The organism is Streptomyces sp. NEAU-W12 (genome assembly GCF_026242095.1).
In the GTDB taxonomy this organism is placed as follows: Bacteria; Actinomycetota; Actinomycetes; order Streptomycetales; family Streptomycetaceae; genus Streptomyces.
The window spans coordinates 1-13,395 of record NZ_JAPJDM010000020.1 but is presented as its reverse complement, the minus strand read 5'-3'; the positions used below and the strand labels follow the sequence as shown (position 1 = coordinate 13,395).

At 71.3% G+C, this 13,395-nt stretch carries 13 protein-coding genes and 1 riboswitch; of the genes, 10 read left to right on the top strand and 3 right to left on the bottom strand.

Annotation, left to right across the window (positions count from 1 at the left end; all coding sequences use genetic code 11):
- The first annotated feature begins 14 nt into the window (after positions 1–14).
- The 8 genes from ORI94_RS23995 to ORI94_RS23960 all read left to right on the top strand — a co-directional run bounded on the left by ORI94_RS23995 (position 15) and on the right by ORI94_RS23960 (position 8,692).
- Entirely contained in the window at positions 15–1,004 is a 990-nt protein-coding gene (locus ORI94_RS23995; protein WP_266079168.1) for a nucleoside triphosphate pyrophosphohydrolase, read from the top strand.
- A gap of 77 nt (positions 1,005–1,081) precedes the next feature.
- On the top strand, positions 1,082–2,368 hold the full coding sequence (locus ORI94_RS23990) for a cytochrome P450 family protein (RefSeq protein WP_266079166.1): 1,287 nt from the start codon (positions 1,082–1,084) through the stop codon (positions 2,366–2,368).
- A gap of 331 nt (positions 2,369–2,699) precedes the next feature.
- Positions 2,700–3,635 (top strand): transglycosylase family protein, encoded by a 936-nt coding sequence (locus ORI94_RS23985; RefSeq protein ID WP_266079164.1) that lies wholly within the window; start codon positions 2,700–2,702, stop codon positions 3,633–3,635.
- A 331-nt stretch (positions 3,636–3,966) separates the two neighbouring features.
- Positions 3,967–4,136: riboswitch (cyclic di-AMP (ydaO/yuaA leader) on the top strand.
- A 4-nt stretch (positions 4,137–4,140) separates the two neighbouring features.
- Complete coding sequence (locus tag ORI94_RS23980) at positions 4,141–4,914, top strand: transglycosylase family protein (protein WP_266079162.1); 774 nt, start codon at positions 4,141–4,143, stop codon at positions 4,912–4,914.
- A gap of 278 nt (positions 4,915–5,192) precedes the next feature.
- On the top strand, positions 5,193–6,473 hold the full coding sequence (gene eno / locus ORI94_RS23975; protein WP_266079160.1) for a phosphopyruvate hydratase: 1,281 nt from the start codon (positions 5,193–5,195) through the stop codon (positions 6,471–6,473).
- A gap of 138 nt (positions 6,474–6,611) precedes the next feature.
- The gene (locus ORI94_RS23970; RefSeq protein WP_266079158.1) at positions 6,612–7,088 is read left to right on the top strand and encodes an FtsB family cell division protein; all 477 of its coding nucleotides are present in this window, start codon (positions 6,612–6,614) and stop codon (positions 7,086–7,088) included.
- A 54-nt stretch (positions 7,089–7,142) separates the two neighbouring features.
- A complete protein-coding gene (locus tag ORI94_RS23965) occupies positions 7,143–7,742 on the top strand; it encodes a DUF501 domain-containing protein (RefSeq protein ID WP_266079156.1) in 600 nt (199 codons plus the stop codon).
- Positions 7,739–8,692 carry a Ppx/GppA phosphatase family protein gene (locus ORI94_RS23960; protein WP_266079154.1) on the top strand — a complete coding sequence of 318 codons (954 nt, stop codon included), beginning with the start codon at positions 7,739–7,741 and terminating at the stop codon, positions 8,690–8,692. The genes ORI94_RS23965 and ORI94_RS23960 overlap by 4 nt, the downstream gene beginning before the upstream one ends.
- Positions 8,693–8,729: 37 nt before the next feature.
- Here ORI94_RS23960 and ORI94_RS23955 read toward each other — a convergent pair whose 3' ends face one another.
- Together ORI94_RS23955 and ORI94_RS23950 are read right to left on the bottom strand one after the other, a co-directional pair.
- Complete coding sequence (locus tag ORI94_RS23955) at positions 8,730–8,999, bottom strand: type II toxin-antitoxin system RelE family toxin (protein ID WP_266079152.1); 270 nt, start codon at positions 8,997–8,999, stop codon at positions 8,730–8,732.
- On the bottom strand, positions 8,996–9,268 hold the full coding sequence (locus tag ORI94_RS23950; protein WP_266079150.1) for a type II toxin-antitoxin system Phd/YefM family antitoxin: 273 nt from the start codon (positions 9,266–9,268) through the stop codon (positions 8,996–8,998). The genes ORI94_RS23955 and ORI94_RS23950 overlap by 4 nt, the downstream gene beginning before the upstream one ends.
- Before the next feature lie 523 nt (positions 9,269–9,791).
- On the opposite strand from ORI94_RS23950, the gene ORI94_RS23945 reads away from it, so the two are divergent.
- Positions 9,792–11,204 carry an NAD(P)/FAD-dependent oxidoreductase gene (locus ORI94_RS23945; RefSeq protein WP_266079148.1) on the top strand — a complete coding sequence of 471 codons (1,413 nt, stop codon included), beginning with the start codon at positions 9,792–9,794 and terminating at the stop codon, positions 11,202–11,204.
- Between the two features lie 344 nt (positions 11,205–11,548).
- Positions 11,549–12,847 (top strand): SAM-dependent methyltransferase, encoded by a 1,299-nt coding sequence (locus tag ORI94_RS23940; RefSeq protein ID WP_266079146.1) that lies wholly within the window; start codon positions 11,549–11,551, stop codon positions 12,845–12,847.
- A 148-nt stretch (positions 12,848–12,995) separates the two neighbouring features.
- Here ORI94_RS23940 and ORI94_RS23935 read toward each other — a convergent pair.
- Positions 12,996–13,395, bottom strand: a 400-nt coding sequence (locus ORI94_RS23935) for an ABC transporter permease (protein WP_266079143.1), incomplete at its 5' end; no start/stop codon positions are given.

The window sequence follows — 13,395 nt, the reverse complement described above, 5'->3', positions numbered from 1 at the left end:
GTTAGTTTCTGATCGTGAACGCAACCAGCCCCGCGGCACCCCCCGCGGCCCCGACCGGCCGCATCGTCCTGCTCACCACCAGCCACCGCGTCGCGCCCGGCCTGCTGTCCTGGCCCGCCTGGCAGACCCTGCGCGCGGCCGACACGGTGCTGTGCGCGGACGGCACCCATCCGCAGCTGCCGTATCTGCGGGAGGCGGGCATACCGGTCGAGGAGACCTCCCCGGCCGCCGGGGAGCTGGTGGACGCCTGCGCCGGCGGGCGCACGGTGGTGGTCGTGGCGACCGGCGAGGGCGAGCCCGCCCTGACCGACGGACTGGCACGCCTCGCCGGCACCGGCCGCGTCCCGATGCCGGAACTGGAACTGCTCCCCGCCTCCTACGACCTGCCGGGCGCCCGCCTGCTCGACCTCGTCCAGGTCATGGACCGCATCCGCGCCGAGTGCCCCTGGTCCTCCCGGCAGACCCACCAGGGCCTGGCGAAGTACGGCATCGAGGAGGCGTACGAACTCGTCGAGGCGATCGAGGAGGGCGACCGCGACGAACTGCGCGAGGAACTGGGCGACGTCCTCCTCCAGGTCGTCTTCCACGCCCGGATAGCCGAGGAGCACCCCGAGGAGCCCTTCTCCGTCGACGACGTGGCAGGCGGCATCGTCGCCAAGCTCATCCACCGTCACCCCCACGTCTTCGGCGACGAGACGGCGACCACCCCCGAGGAGGTCAAGGAGCACTGGCTGCGCACCAAGGCGGTCGAGAAGCGGCGCACCTCGGTCACCGAGGGCGTCCCGCTCGGCCAGCCGGGACTGGCTCTCGCCGCCAAACTCGCCTCCCGCGTCCGCACGGCGGGCCTGGACGTCCCCCTGCCCCGGGCGGAGGGCATCGGCTACGAACTGCTCGGCCTCGCGGCGCGGGCCGAGGCGGAGGGCGTCGACCCGGAAGCGGCGCTGCGCGCGGCCGCCCGGGCCTACCGGGACGCGATACGGGCCGCCGAGGGCGTGGGGGAGTAGGGCGCGGTCCCCCGGTGCCGCCGGGCACCGGGGGAGCAGGTCGTACCTGCCCGCGTGCCGCCGGATACGGTCGAGCGGTGACCGACCAGCACCAGCCTCAGCCCCGGCCCGAGCACGGCGCCCCCGAACTCTTCACCTGGGAGTTCGCGAGCGACCCCTACCCCGCGTACGCCTGGCTGAGGGAGCACGCGCCGGTGCACCGGACGCGGCTGCCCAGCGGGGTGGAGGCCTGGCTGGTCACCCGGTACGCCGACGCCAAGCAGACGCTCGCCGACCCCCGTCTCTCGAAGAACCCGGCGCACCACGACGGGCCCGCCCACGCCAGGGGCAGGACCGGTATCCCCGGTGAGCGCAAGGCCGAGCTGATGACGCATCTGCTCAACATCGACCCGCCGGACCACACCCGGCTGCGCAGGCTGGTCAGCAAGGCGTTCACACCGCGCCGGGTCGCCGAGTTCGCGCCCCGGGTGCAGGAGCTCACCGACGGGCTCATCGACCGGTTCGCGGAAGGCGGCTCCGCCGACCTCATCCACGACTTCGCCTTCCCGCTCCCCATCTACGCCATCTGCGACCTGCTCGGCGTCCCGAGGGAGGACCAGGACGACTTCCGCGACTGGGCGGGCATGATGATCCGGCACGCGGGCGGGCCCAGGGGCGGTGTCGCCCGGTCGGTCAAGAAGATGCGCGGCTACCTGGCCGACCTGATCCACCGCAAGCGCGAGGCCCTGCCCGCCGAACCCGCCCCCGGCGAGGACCTCATCTCCGGCCTGATCCGCGCCTCCGACCACGGCGAGCACCTCACCGAGAACGAGGCCGCAGCCATGGCGTTCATCCTGCTGTTCGCCGGCTTCGAGACCACCGTCAACCTCATCGGCAACGGCACCTACGCCCTCCTCACCCACCCGGGGCAGCGCGAGCGCCTGCAGACGTCCCTCGCCGCCGGGGAGCGCGGGCTGCTGGAGACCGGGCTGGAGGAACTCCTGCGCTACGACGGGCCCGTGGAGCTGGCCACCTGGCGGTTCGCCACCGAGGCGCTCACCGTCGGCGGGCAGCACATCTCCGCCGGTGACCCGGTCCTCGTCGTCCTGGCCGCCGCGGACCGCGATCCGGAGCGGTTCGCCGACCCCGACGCGCTCGACCTCGCACGGCGCGACAACCAGCATCTGGGGTACGGCCACGGCATCCACTACTGCCTCGGCGCCCCGCTGGCCCGCCTGGAGGGCCAGACCGCGCTCGCCACGCTGCTGACCCGGCTGCCGGACCTCGAACTCGCGGCGGATCCGGCCGAACTGCGCTGGCGCGGCGGCCTCATCATGCGCGGACTGCGCACACTGCCGGTGAAATTCACCCCGCCCCCGATGTGATGTTGCGAACGGGGGCGACGCGCCCGGAAAGCATTCCGAAATGCCCCGGATGGTCTTTGGAAGGGCCCCGGAAAAGCCCTCGGCGTGACCGTCGGCCGCGGCTCAAGTGACCGTCAGGACCCCCTCGGACACGGTCCGTCGACCGTTGGTAGGACGTCCGTAAAGGTGACACCCACTCAATTCTGTGATCTTCGTGTGATCTGCGCGGCATGAACTTGTGACAGACGTTCGACTGCCTATACGTTCACCCATCAAGCGCGGCGTCCCGCTTTTCACACGCCATGGTTCGAAACGCCGTGCGAGCAACTGTTCTCCTGCGAAAGGTCTCCGCATGCTCTCCGGGAACGGTCGTCACCGTCGCCCCCGCCAGGCTCCGGCTCTCCTCGTCGCGGCCGGAGTGACCGGCTCGGCCATCGCGATCCCTCTCCTCGGGGCCGGCGCCGCCAGTGCCGCCGACGGCTCGACCTGGGACCGGGTGGCCGAGTGCGAGTCGGGCGGCTCTTGGAGCCAGAACTCCGGCAACGGCTACTACGGCGGCCTGCAGTTGACCCAGGAGGACTGGGAAGCCTACGGCGGCCTCGACTACGCGATCAGCGCCGACCAGGCCAGCCGCGGCCAGCAGATAGCCGTGGCCGAGAAGATTCTCGCCGACCGGGGTGTCGGCGTGTGGAGAGCCTGCGGGCTGCTGGGGGGCCTGGACCAGGACGCGCCCGCGCTCGACGTCGACACCGGCGTGGAGGGTGACGCGTCGGGTGCGTCCGGCTCCGAAAGATCCGCCACTCCGTCACCCTCCCCGTCCGCCGGCTCCTCGTCGGACGCGAAGGGTGCCGGGGGTGACGAGGACGACGAGGACGGCCAGGAGAAGGAGAAGGAGAAGGAAGCGGGAGCGGATGCCTCTCCCTCCCCCTCCGCGTCTCCTTCCACCCAGGGGGACGACTCGGGCAAGCCGGGGCAGAAGGCCGACGCTTCGGAATCGGCCGACGGTGAGGACTCCGGCAGCGGCCGTCACCGCGGCGCCAGTGCCGAGGAGGAGGCGCGTGAGGACCGTGATGCCGGATCCTCCGGGCGGCACGCGTCGCGCGGCGGTCTCGGCTTCGCGCGCGGCCTCGACAGCTCCTCCCCGTCGAGCGACTCCGGCTCGGGCTCCGCGAGCGGCTCCTCGGCCGCCTCCGACTCCCTTGCCCTCGGCGGCGGATGGCTCGCCCAGTACGGCGGGGGTGACGAGGCCGAGGGTGCCGCCACCCCGCATCTCACCCTTTTCGGTTAAGGGATCGCATTCTGGTTTGAGTCGGTTGAATTCTGACATTCCCGCAGCGGTGTCCGGTCGCTCGGGTGTCGGCCCTGCGCCGGTCGGGTGATGACGTCGCGCCGACCGGGTGACAGGTGGCCCGGAGTGCGAAAAAGCGCGCCGATGGCGGAAGTTGAGAGTCATGGTTCGCAACAAATGTCCGGTTTAAAGGTGATGAGAGATAGGTCTCAGAAGCCCTGATCGTCTTTGATAATCCGCTGCGAGCGTGTCTACGGTCGTGACCGCTCGTCATCACGGGCCCCGGCTGCCGCCACGCCGAATCCTGCCAGTGGCAGCACGGGAACAGTCGTCGCGTCATGCGCCGTAGGCAGGAGCGGGGGACCCAAGGTAGGCGCCGGATCCGGTGAAGTACGCCGGACACGGCTCGGGGTGAAGCCGCGTCCCGCAAGGGAACGCGGCCGGGCAACTCAACCGGCCCGAACCCGACAGCTCACCTCGTAGGCGTCGGTGAGGGGATCCAACCATGCTGTTTTCCAGCAAGGGCAAGCACCGTCGTCCGTCCAAGGCCACCCGTGCCATCGCCGTCGCCGGCGTCACCGGTGCCGCCGTCGCCGCCCCGCTGATGGCGGCCGGCAACGCCTCCGCCGCCACCGCCGCCGAGTGGGACACCGTCGCCCAGTGCGAGTCCGGTGGCAACTGGTCGATCAACACCGGCAACGGCTACTACGGCGGCCTGCAGTTCTCCGCCTCCACCTGGGCCGGCTACGGCGGCACGAAGTACGCCGCCACCGCCGACCAGGCCAGCAAGGCCCAGCAGATCGAGATCGCCGAGAAGGTCCTCGCGGGCCAGGGCAAGGGCGCCTGGCCGGTCTGCGGCAAGGGCCTGTCCGGCGCCGCCTACACCGGTGGCGGTTCCGCCGGGAGCCCGGGCAGCCAGAGCTCGGGCAGCCAGAACTCCGGCAGTCAGGGCAGCGGTCCCTCGCAGGGCTCCCAGCAGCAGGCGCCGGAGCAGCAGGCGCCGGAGCAGAGCACCGAGGCCGCTCCCGAGCGTTCCGCCGGGCAGAAGGCCTCCCGCTCCGACGAGCGTCCGGCCGCCAGGAAGACCGTCACCACCCCGACCGGCGAGAAGGTCAAGAAGGGCGACGGCGAGTACAAGGTCCTCAAGGGCGACACCCTCAGCTCGATCGCCTCGGAGAACGACGTCAAGGGCGGCTGGGGCAAGCTGTTCAAGCTGAACGACGACATCGTCGAGGACGCCGACCTCATCTACCCGGGCCAGCAGCTGCACCTGAAGTAGGACGTCGGCCGCGGGTCCGGGCCCCGGCCCCGCGGAGGTCCGCCCCGCCCCGGCGCGCGTCCCCCGTGCGCGCCGGGGCGGGGCTTTCCCGTGGTCGGAGCGGGCCTCCCGTTCCCGGGTTTCCCGGACACGTCTTTGTTTCGTTCGGAAACAATTTACTCTCGGTTCTGTCCGCGAAGCGGCCGGCCGGATGGCCGATCGCCCCGAGCCGGATAGGCTCGGGTCCGCAGGGCCCCGTGGCCCCGCTGAACCACGTCACATCCATGAAGGAGATGCTCGTGCCGTCCATCGACGTCGTCGTAGCCCGGGAAATCCTGGACTCCCGAGGCAACCCCACGGTCGAGGTCGAGGTCGGCCTCGACGACGGCAGCACGGGTCGTGCCGCCGTCCCGTCCGGCGCCTCCACCGGCGCCTTCGAGGCCATCGAACTCCGTGACGGAGACCCCGACCGCTACCAGGGCAAGGGCGTCGAGAAGGCGGTCCTGGCCGTCATCGAGCAGATCGGCCCGGAGCTCGTCGGCTACGACGCCACCGAGCAGCGCCTGATCGACCAGGCGATGTTCGACCTGGACGCCACCGACAACAAGGGCTCCCTCGGCGCCAACGCCATCCTCGGCGTCTCCCTGGCCGTCGCCCACGCCGCCTCCGAGGCCAGCGACCTGCCCCTGTTCCGCTACCTCGGCGGCCCCAACGCGCACCTGCTGCCGGTGCCGATGATGAACATCCTCAACGGCGGTTCGCACGCGGACTCCAACGTGGACATCCAGGAGTTCATGATCGCCCCGATCGGCGCGGAGTCCTTCTCCGAGGCCCTGCGCTGGGGCACCGAGGTCTACCACACGCTGAAGAAGGTGCTGAAGGGCCGCGGCCTGTCCACCGGCCTCGGCGACGAGGGCGGCTTCGCCCCGAACCTCGGCTCCAACCGCGAGGCCCTCGACCTCATCCTCGAGGCCGTCAAGGAAGCCGGTTACACCCCCGGCGAGCAGATCGCCCTCGCGCTCGACGTCGCCGCCTCCGAGTTCTACAAGGACGGCACGTACGTCTTCGAGGGCAAGGAGCGCTCCGCCGCCGAGATGACGGAGTACTACGCCGAGCTGGTCGCCGCGTACCCGCTGGTCTCCATCGAGGACCCGCTGTTCGAGGACGACTGGGACGGCTGGAAGGCCCTCACCGACAAGCTCGGCGACAAGGTCCAGATCGTCGGCGACGACCTGTTCGTCACCAACCCGGAGCGCCTGGCCCGCGGCATCGAGGACGGCGCGGCCAACGCCCTGCTGGTCAAGGTGAACCAGATCGGTTCGCTGACCGAGACCCTGGACGCCGTCGAGCTGGCCCAGCGCAACGGCTTCAAGTGCATGATGTCGCACCGCTCCGGCGAGACCGAGGACGTCACCATCGCCGACCTGGCCGTCGCCACCAACTGCGGCCAGATCAAGACCGGTGCCCCGGCCCGCTCCGAGCGTGTCGCCAAGTACAACCAGCTGCTGCGCATCGAGGAGATCCTCGACGACGCCGCGGTGTACGCCGGCCGCAGCGCCTTCCCGCGGTTCAAGGGCTGATCCGCCGAACCGACGGCCCGCGCCGGGTGACGACCGAGGTCGTCGTGTCCTGGCCGGGCGTCCGTACGTCCCCGGACGCGGTCCCGTACCGTGTCCGGGGACGTACGCGCGTATGACAGGGGAACGGGAGGCGGGGAGATGGCCGTGAAGGACCGGGACCGGTTCTCCACCGCGACCAGGATCCGGCTGATCGGCGAGCAGACCGCCGCCCGGGTCTACCGCTCGCAGACCAAACGCCAGGCCCGCCGCTCCCGGCTGACCGGCCGGGCCGCGCTGCTCGCCCTGGTCGTCTGCTCGCTGATCGTGGCCCTCGCCTATCCCATGCGGGAGTACGTGTCCCAGCGCGCCGACATAGCCGACCTCCAGCAGGAGCAGGACGCGGCCAGGCAGCGGGTCGAGCAGCTGCGCGACCTGAAGGCGCGCTGGCAGGACGACGCCTACGCCGAGCAGCAGGTCCGCGCCCGGCTGCACTACGTCATGCCCGGCGAGACCGGCTACATCGTGATCGGCCCGGGTGCGGCCGAGCAGCCGCGCGCCGACCGCGGATCGGCCGACCGCCCCTGGTACGCCAACGTCTGGGACGGCGTCGACACGTCCGATGCGGCCGGGCGATGAGCCCGGCGCCGTAGCCTTACTCCTCACGAGCACCAGCACCGCAGAAAGACAGGTATGGAAACGCCCCCGCCCACGACCCCGCGCACCGACCCGACCGACGCGGACGTCGAGGCGTTCACACAGCAGCTCGGGCGGCCCCCGCGCGGGCTGCGCGCCATCGCGCACCGATGCCCCTGCGGCCAGCCGGACGTCGTCGAGACCGCACCGAGGCTGCCCGACGGCACCCCCTTCCCGACGCTGTACTACCTCACCTGCCCCCGGGCCGCCTCGGCGATCGGGACGCTGGAGGCGAACGGCGTGATGAAGGAGATGACGGAGCGGCTGGCGACGGACCCGGTGCTGGCGGCCGCCTACCGCGCGGCGCACGAGGACTACGTCCGGCGCCGCGACGAGATCGAGGAACTGAAGGACTTCCCGAGCGCCGGCGGGATGCCGGACCGGGTGAAGTGCCTGCACGTCCTGGTCGCCCACTCGCTGGCCGCCGGCCCCGGCGTCAACCCGCTGGGCGACGAGGCGCTCGCGATGCTGCCGCAGTGGTGGCGCAAGGGCCCGTGCGTGACGGCCGCCGAGCCGCCCGCCGGTGAGGGATGGCAGGTGGAGAGCTCGGACGGCGGCTACTTCGCGGCCAGGCCGCTCGAGGAGGACGACCGATGACCCGCGTCGCCGCCATCGACTGCGGTACCAACTCGATCCGGCTCCTGGTGGCCGACGTCGACCCGCGGACGGGTGAACTCGTCGACCTGGACCGGCGCATGACGATCGTTCGGCTCGGCCAGGGCGTCGACCGTACGGGCCGGCTCGCCCCCGAGGCGCTGGAGCGGACGTTCGCCGCCTGCCGCGCGTATGCCCGGGTCATCAAGGAGCACGGCGCGCAGCGCGTCCGCTTCGTCGCCACCTCCGCCTCCCGCGACGCCGAGAACCGCGACGCGTTCGTGCGCGGGGTGCTGGACATCCTCGGCGTGGAGCCCGAGGTCATCACCGGCGACCAGGAGGCCGAGTTCTCCTTCACCGGCGCCACCAGGGAACTGACGGGCCGTGCGGACCTGCACCGCCCGTTCCTGGTCGTGGACATCGGCGGCGGCTCCACCGAGTTCGTCGTGGGCGACGACCGCGTACGGGCCGCCCGGTCCGTCGACGTGGGCTGCGTACGGATGACCGAGCGGCACCTGCTGCGGGACGGGGTGGTGCAGGACCCGCCGTCCGAGGAACGGATCGCGGCGATGCGGGCCGACATCGAGGCTGCCCTCGACCGGGCCGAGCGGACGGTCCCGCTGCGTGAGGCCCGCACCCTGGTCGGCCTGGCCGGTTCGGTCACGACCGTGTCGGCGATCGCCCAGGACCTGCCCGCGTACGACTCGACGGCCATCCACCACTCCCGGGTCACCCGGGAACGCGTCCGCGAGATCACCGACCGCCTGCTCCACGCCACCCACGCCGAACGCGCGGCGATCCCCTCCATGCACCCGGGCCGGGTCGACGTCATCGGGGCGGGCGCCCTCGTCCTGCTCTCCCTCATGGAACGCACCGGCGCGAAGGAGGTCGTCGTCAGCGAACACGACATCCTGGACGGGATCGCTCACTTCACGGCGAGCGAGGTGCGCTGAGGGGCGGTGCCCGGCGGTCTCGGTGTCGGGTGGGGCGTCACAGGTTGCGGTGGACGTCCCGCCGGTAGCCCACCTTGACGACGAGAACGACGAGTTCACCATCGTTGATCTGGTAGGCGATCCGGTAGCTTCCGACCCGGAGCCGGTAGAGGCCCGACGGGCCGGTGAGCTTCTTGACGTCGGCATCCTGGCGGTACGGGTCGTCACCGAGTGAGGTCAGCGCGGTCAGGATGCGCATGGCGTCGGGTCGGCTGATGGCCCGGAGTTGCCGCTGCGCAGCCGTGGTGAACCGGAAGGCGTACTTCACGTCGCCTCGCCGTCCTGCTCGGTGAACAGGTCCGCCAGCAGTTCCGCCATGGTGACGGTGCTGCCTCCCTCGGCCAGCACCGCTTCGGCCTCGCGCGCCAGCATCACGTCGGCCGCTTCCTCCAACGCTTCGAAGTCCGAGATCGGCACCACGGCGGCCACCGGGGCGCCATTGCGCGTGATGACAGTCGGCACGCCTTCTGCAGCCCGGTTGATGTGGTCGGCGAGGTGTGCGCGGGCTTCCCGCACGGTCACTGTGTTCTCACTCATGAGGTCAGCGTACGCGCGCACGTGTACACGCGACACCTGTCGGGAGTCGCGTTCGTGAGCGATGCTGGACCGGATCGCCCGGTCCGTCGCCACTGACGCGTAGTGCTCTGCTGAGCAGCGGGAACACGCTTTGAGCGGTGATCGGAAGGGCCGGTCGGGCCCTTCCGCGGAGTGTCGGCGGGAAAGTTCGTGAAGTTCTTCACAAGGAAATCGGCCCGGCAGGTCGAAGAACCGGGTCCGGTTGCCCCTTTCGGGCTCCCTGGGCCGCTTTGAACATGTTCAGGAGGCGCGGGCGGGGGGTCCTCAAGGGGTCGCCGCCGACCCTCCGCGCGCGACCTCACGGGGGCCTCGGGATCGAAGAGAGGCAGCTCACGCGGCATTGACAACGGGTCGCGTACGGCCCTGGTTCCCGGATCCCGGCATGGGCTTGATCACAAAAGCCGGGAAGTGTAACACGAGCACTGTCCGAGCTTGTGAAGGGGCGCACGAGCCCACCCCCCGGGGCGGGTGGATACTCGATGGCATGAGCACCACGGAGCGTCCCAGGATCCTCGTAGTAGGCGGTGGGTACGTAGGCCTGTACGCAGCTCGGCGCATCCAGAAGAAGATGCGTTACGGCGAGGCGACCGTCACCGTCGTCGACCCGCGGTCGTACATGACCTACCAGCCCTTCCTCCCCGAAGCCGCCGCCGGCAACATCTCCCCGCGGCACGTCGTCGTCCCCCTGCGACGCGTGCTCCCCAAGGCGGAGGTTCTCACCGGCCGGGTCACCACCATCGACCAGGACCGCAAGGTCGCCACGGTCGCGCCGCTCGTCGGCGAGGCCTACGAGCTGCCCTTCGACTACCTGGTCATCGCGCTCGGCGCGGTCTCCCGCACCTTCCCGATCCCCGGCCTCGCCGAGCAGGGCATCGGCATGAAGGGCATCGAGGAGGCCATCGGCCTGCGCAACCACGTCCTCGAGCAGCTCGACAAGGCCGACTCCACCACGGACGAGGAGATCCGCCGCAAGGCGCTCACCTTCGTCTTCGTGGGCGGTGGCTTCGCGGGCGCGGAGACCATCGGCGAGGTCGAGGACATGGCCCGGGACGCGGCCAAGTACTACAGGAACGTCTCCCGCGAGGACATGCGCTTCATCCTCGTCGACGCCGCCGACAAGATCCTCCCCGAGGTGGGTCCCAAGCTCGGCGCGTACGGCAAGGAGCACCTCGAGAGCCGCGGTGTCGAGGTCTACCTCTCCACCTCCATGGACTCCTGCGTCGACGGCCACGTCGTGCTGAAGAACGGCCTCGAGGTCGACTCCCACACGATCGTGTGGACGGCGGGCGTCAAGCCGAACCCGGCACTGGCCCGCTTCGGCCTGCCGCTGGGCCCGCGCGGCCACGTCGACACCCGGCCGACCCTCCAGGTCACCGGCACCGACTACATCTGGGCCGCGGGCGACAACGCCCAGGTGCCGGACCTCGTGGGCCGCAAGGCCGGCAACGAGAACGCCTGGTGCCCGCCGAACGCCCAGCACGCGCTGCGCCAGGCCAAGGTCCTCGGCGACAACGTGGTCTCCGGCATGCGGGGCTTCCCGCAGAAGGACTACAGCCACGCCAACAAGGGCGCGGTGGCGGGCCTCGGCCTGCACAAGGGCGTCGCGATGATCGTCATGGGCAAGATGAAGATCAAGCTCAAGGGCCGTCTCGCCTGGTACATGCACCGTGGCTACCACGGCCTCGCGATGCCGACCTGGAACCGCAAGATCCGCGTCTTCGCCGACTGGACGCTCGCCGTCTTCCTCAAGCGCGAGGTCGTCTCGCTGGGTGCGATCCAGTCCCCGCGCGACGAGTTCTACGAGGCCGCGAAGCCGGCGCCGCTGCCCGCGGCCGCCGAGCCGGTCCCGGCCGGGAAGGCGGAGAAGGCCGGGAGCGAGAAGGCCAAGGCCTCCTGACCGCAGGCTTCCTGACCGCAGGCTTCCTCACCGCAGGCTTCCTCACCGCAGGCCGCCCGACCCGCAGGCCCCGCCGGGCCCGCGCCCGGCCGGGCGGCCTGCGGTCCGCCCGACCCGAAGGCCCGTCCGACGGCCCCCGGTTCGCCCGTCGGGAGTGACCGGCCGTCTGCCGGGCCGTCTTCGGCTCCTCGAAAGGGCCGCCCGCCATCCGTGGTGCGGGCGGCCCTTTCCGCGTTTTGCCCACGCACCGTGGGTGTTTTCTTGGTGAGGACATTCCGGGATTTCCCCTCCCCAGGCTCTCGACCTCGCTCGAGCAGGGGACGGCCCTATCGGAGGTGTACACCATGAGAGACGCCGCTCCGCGGCTGAAGGGCCTTGTCGAACAGCTGGTGGGGGCGCCCCTCCCGCTGCGCATCCGCGCCTGGGACGGATCACAGGCCGGTCCGCCCACCGCCCCGATCCTCGTCGTACGCAACCGCCGTGCCGTGCGCCACCTGCTGTTCAAGCCGGGCGAACTCGGCCTCGCCCGCGCCTGGGTGACCGGTGACCTCGGCGTCGAGGGCGACCTGTACACCGCCCTCGACGCCATCGCCGGCCTCGTCTGGCAGCGCGGCGAGGACGCCCCCACCCTCGCCCGGTCCCTGCGTGACCCGGGCGTCCGCTCCGCCGTCCGCGGCCTCGCCGCGCTGGCCGGCCCGCCGCTGCCGCCCGGCCCGCCCCCGGAGGAGGTCCGCAGGCCCCGCCGCGGCCTGCACACCAAGCACAGCGACCGGCGGGCCATCAGCCACCACTACGACGTCGGCAACGACTTCTACGAGATCGTCCTCGGCCCGTCCATGGTGTACTCCTGCGCCTACTGGCCCGCCCCGCCGCCGCGGGCGACCCTCGAACAGGCCCAGCGCGACAAGCTCGAACTCGTCTGCCGCAAACTCGCCCTGACGCCCGGGCAGCGGCTGCTGGACGTCGGCTGCGGCTGGGGCTCCATGGCGATCCACGCCGCCCGCGAGCACGGCGTGAGCGTCGTCGGCGTCACCCTCTCCCAGGCGCAGGCCGGGTACGCCCGCAAGCGCGTCGCCGAAGAAGGACTCACCGACCGCGTCGAGATCCGCGTCGAGGACTACCGGGACGTCACGGACGGCCCCTACGACGCCATCTCCTCGATCGGCATGGCCGAACACGTCGGCTCCCCGCGCTATCTGGAGTACGCCACCGCTCTGCACCGCCTCCTGAGGCCCGGCGGGCGGCTGCTGAACCACCAGATCGCGCGCCGCCCGCAGCGGGACGAGACGGAGTACGAACTGACCCCGTTCATCGACGCGTACGTCTTTCCCGACGGTGAACTCGCCCTCGTGGGCACCACCGTGTCCCTGCTGGAGCGGGCCGGCTTCGAGACGCGCGACGTCGAGTCGATCCGCGAGCACTACGCACTCACCCTGCGCCGCTGGGTGGCGAACCTGGAGGCCGACTGGGACCGGGCGGTCTCCCTCGCGGGGCCCGGCCGTGCCCGCGTCTGGCTGCTGTACATGGCCGCCTCCGCGCTCGCCTTCGAACGCAACCGCCTCGGCGTCAACCAGGTCCTGGCCGTGCGGACCCCCGGATCCGGCACCTCCGGTCTCCCCTTGCGCGCCCGCACCTGGAACTGACGGAGCGGTGCCCGTCCCTCCGCCCCTCGGATGGCACCCGGCACGACGAAGGGCCCTGGTCCGGCGACCGACGCCGAGCCGGCTTCGGCCACCGGAACAGGGCCCGCGCCCCGCCCCCCGTACTGCTCCACCCTCCGGCCGCCGATGGCTACTCGGCCTTGATCGCCCCGAGCACGTTCAGCCGTGCCGCCCGCCGGGCCGGCCACAGTGCCGCGAGGATGCCCACGGCGCCGGACAGCAGCAGGAAGACCGCCAGCCGGTCCCAGGGCAGGATCAGTTCGTACGTCGCCACCGTGGAGCCCACCAGCCGGCCGGCCGCCCAGCCGAAGAACACGCCGAGGCCGATGCCGAGCACCCCGCCGAACAGGGAGATCACCAGGGACTCCAGGCGGACCATCCGCTTGACGCCCTTGCGGTCCAGGCCGATCGCGCGGAGCATGCCGATCTCCTGGGAACGCTCGAACACCGACATGGCCAGGGTGTTGACGACCCCGAGGACCGCGACGAGCACGGCCATCGCCAGCAGCCCGTAGACCATGTTCAGAACC

Excerpts from the sequence above, each read along its gene's own strand:
- ORI94_RS23965 (WP_266079156.1), top strand. The coding sequence starts at position 7,143 with ATGGAAACGCCCCCGCCCACGACCCCGCGCACCGACCCGACCGACGCG.
- ORI94_RS23940 (WP_266079146.1), top strand. The coding sequence starts at position 11,549 with ATGAGAGACGCCGCTCCGCGGCTGAAGGGCCTTGTCGAACAGCTGGTG.
- ORI94_RS23980 (WP_266079162.1), top strand. The coding sequence starts at position 4,141 with ATGCTGTTTTCCAGCAAGGGCAAGCACCGTCGTCCGTCCAAGGCCACC.
- ORI94_RS23950 (WP_266079150.1), bottom strand. The coding sequence starts at position 9,268 with ATGAGTGAGAACACAGTGACCGTGCGGGAAGCCCGCGCACACCTCGCC.
- ORI94_RS23945 (WP_266079148.1), top strand. The coding sequence starts at position 9,792 with ATGAGCACCACGGAGCGTCCCAGGATCCTCGTAGTAGGCGGTGGGTAC.
- ORI94_RS23985 (WP_266079164.1), top strand. The coding sequence starts at position 2,700 with ATGCTCTCCGGGAACGGTCGTCACCGTCGCCCCCGCCAGGCTCCGGCT.
- ORI94_RS23970 (WP_266079158.1), top strand. The coding sequence starts at position 6,612 with ATGGCCGTGAAGGACCGGGACCGGTTCTCCACCGCGACCAGGATCCGG.
- ORI94_RS23960 (WP_266079154.1), top strand. The coding sequence starts at position 7,739 with ATGACCCGCGTCGCCGCCATCGACTGCGGTACCAACTCGATCCGGCTC.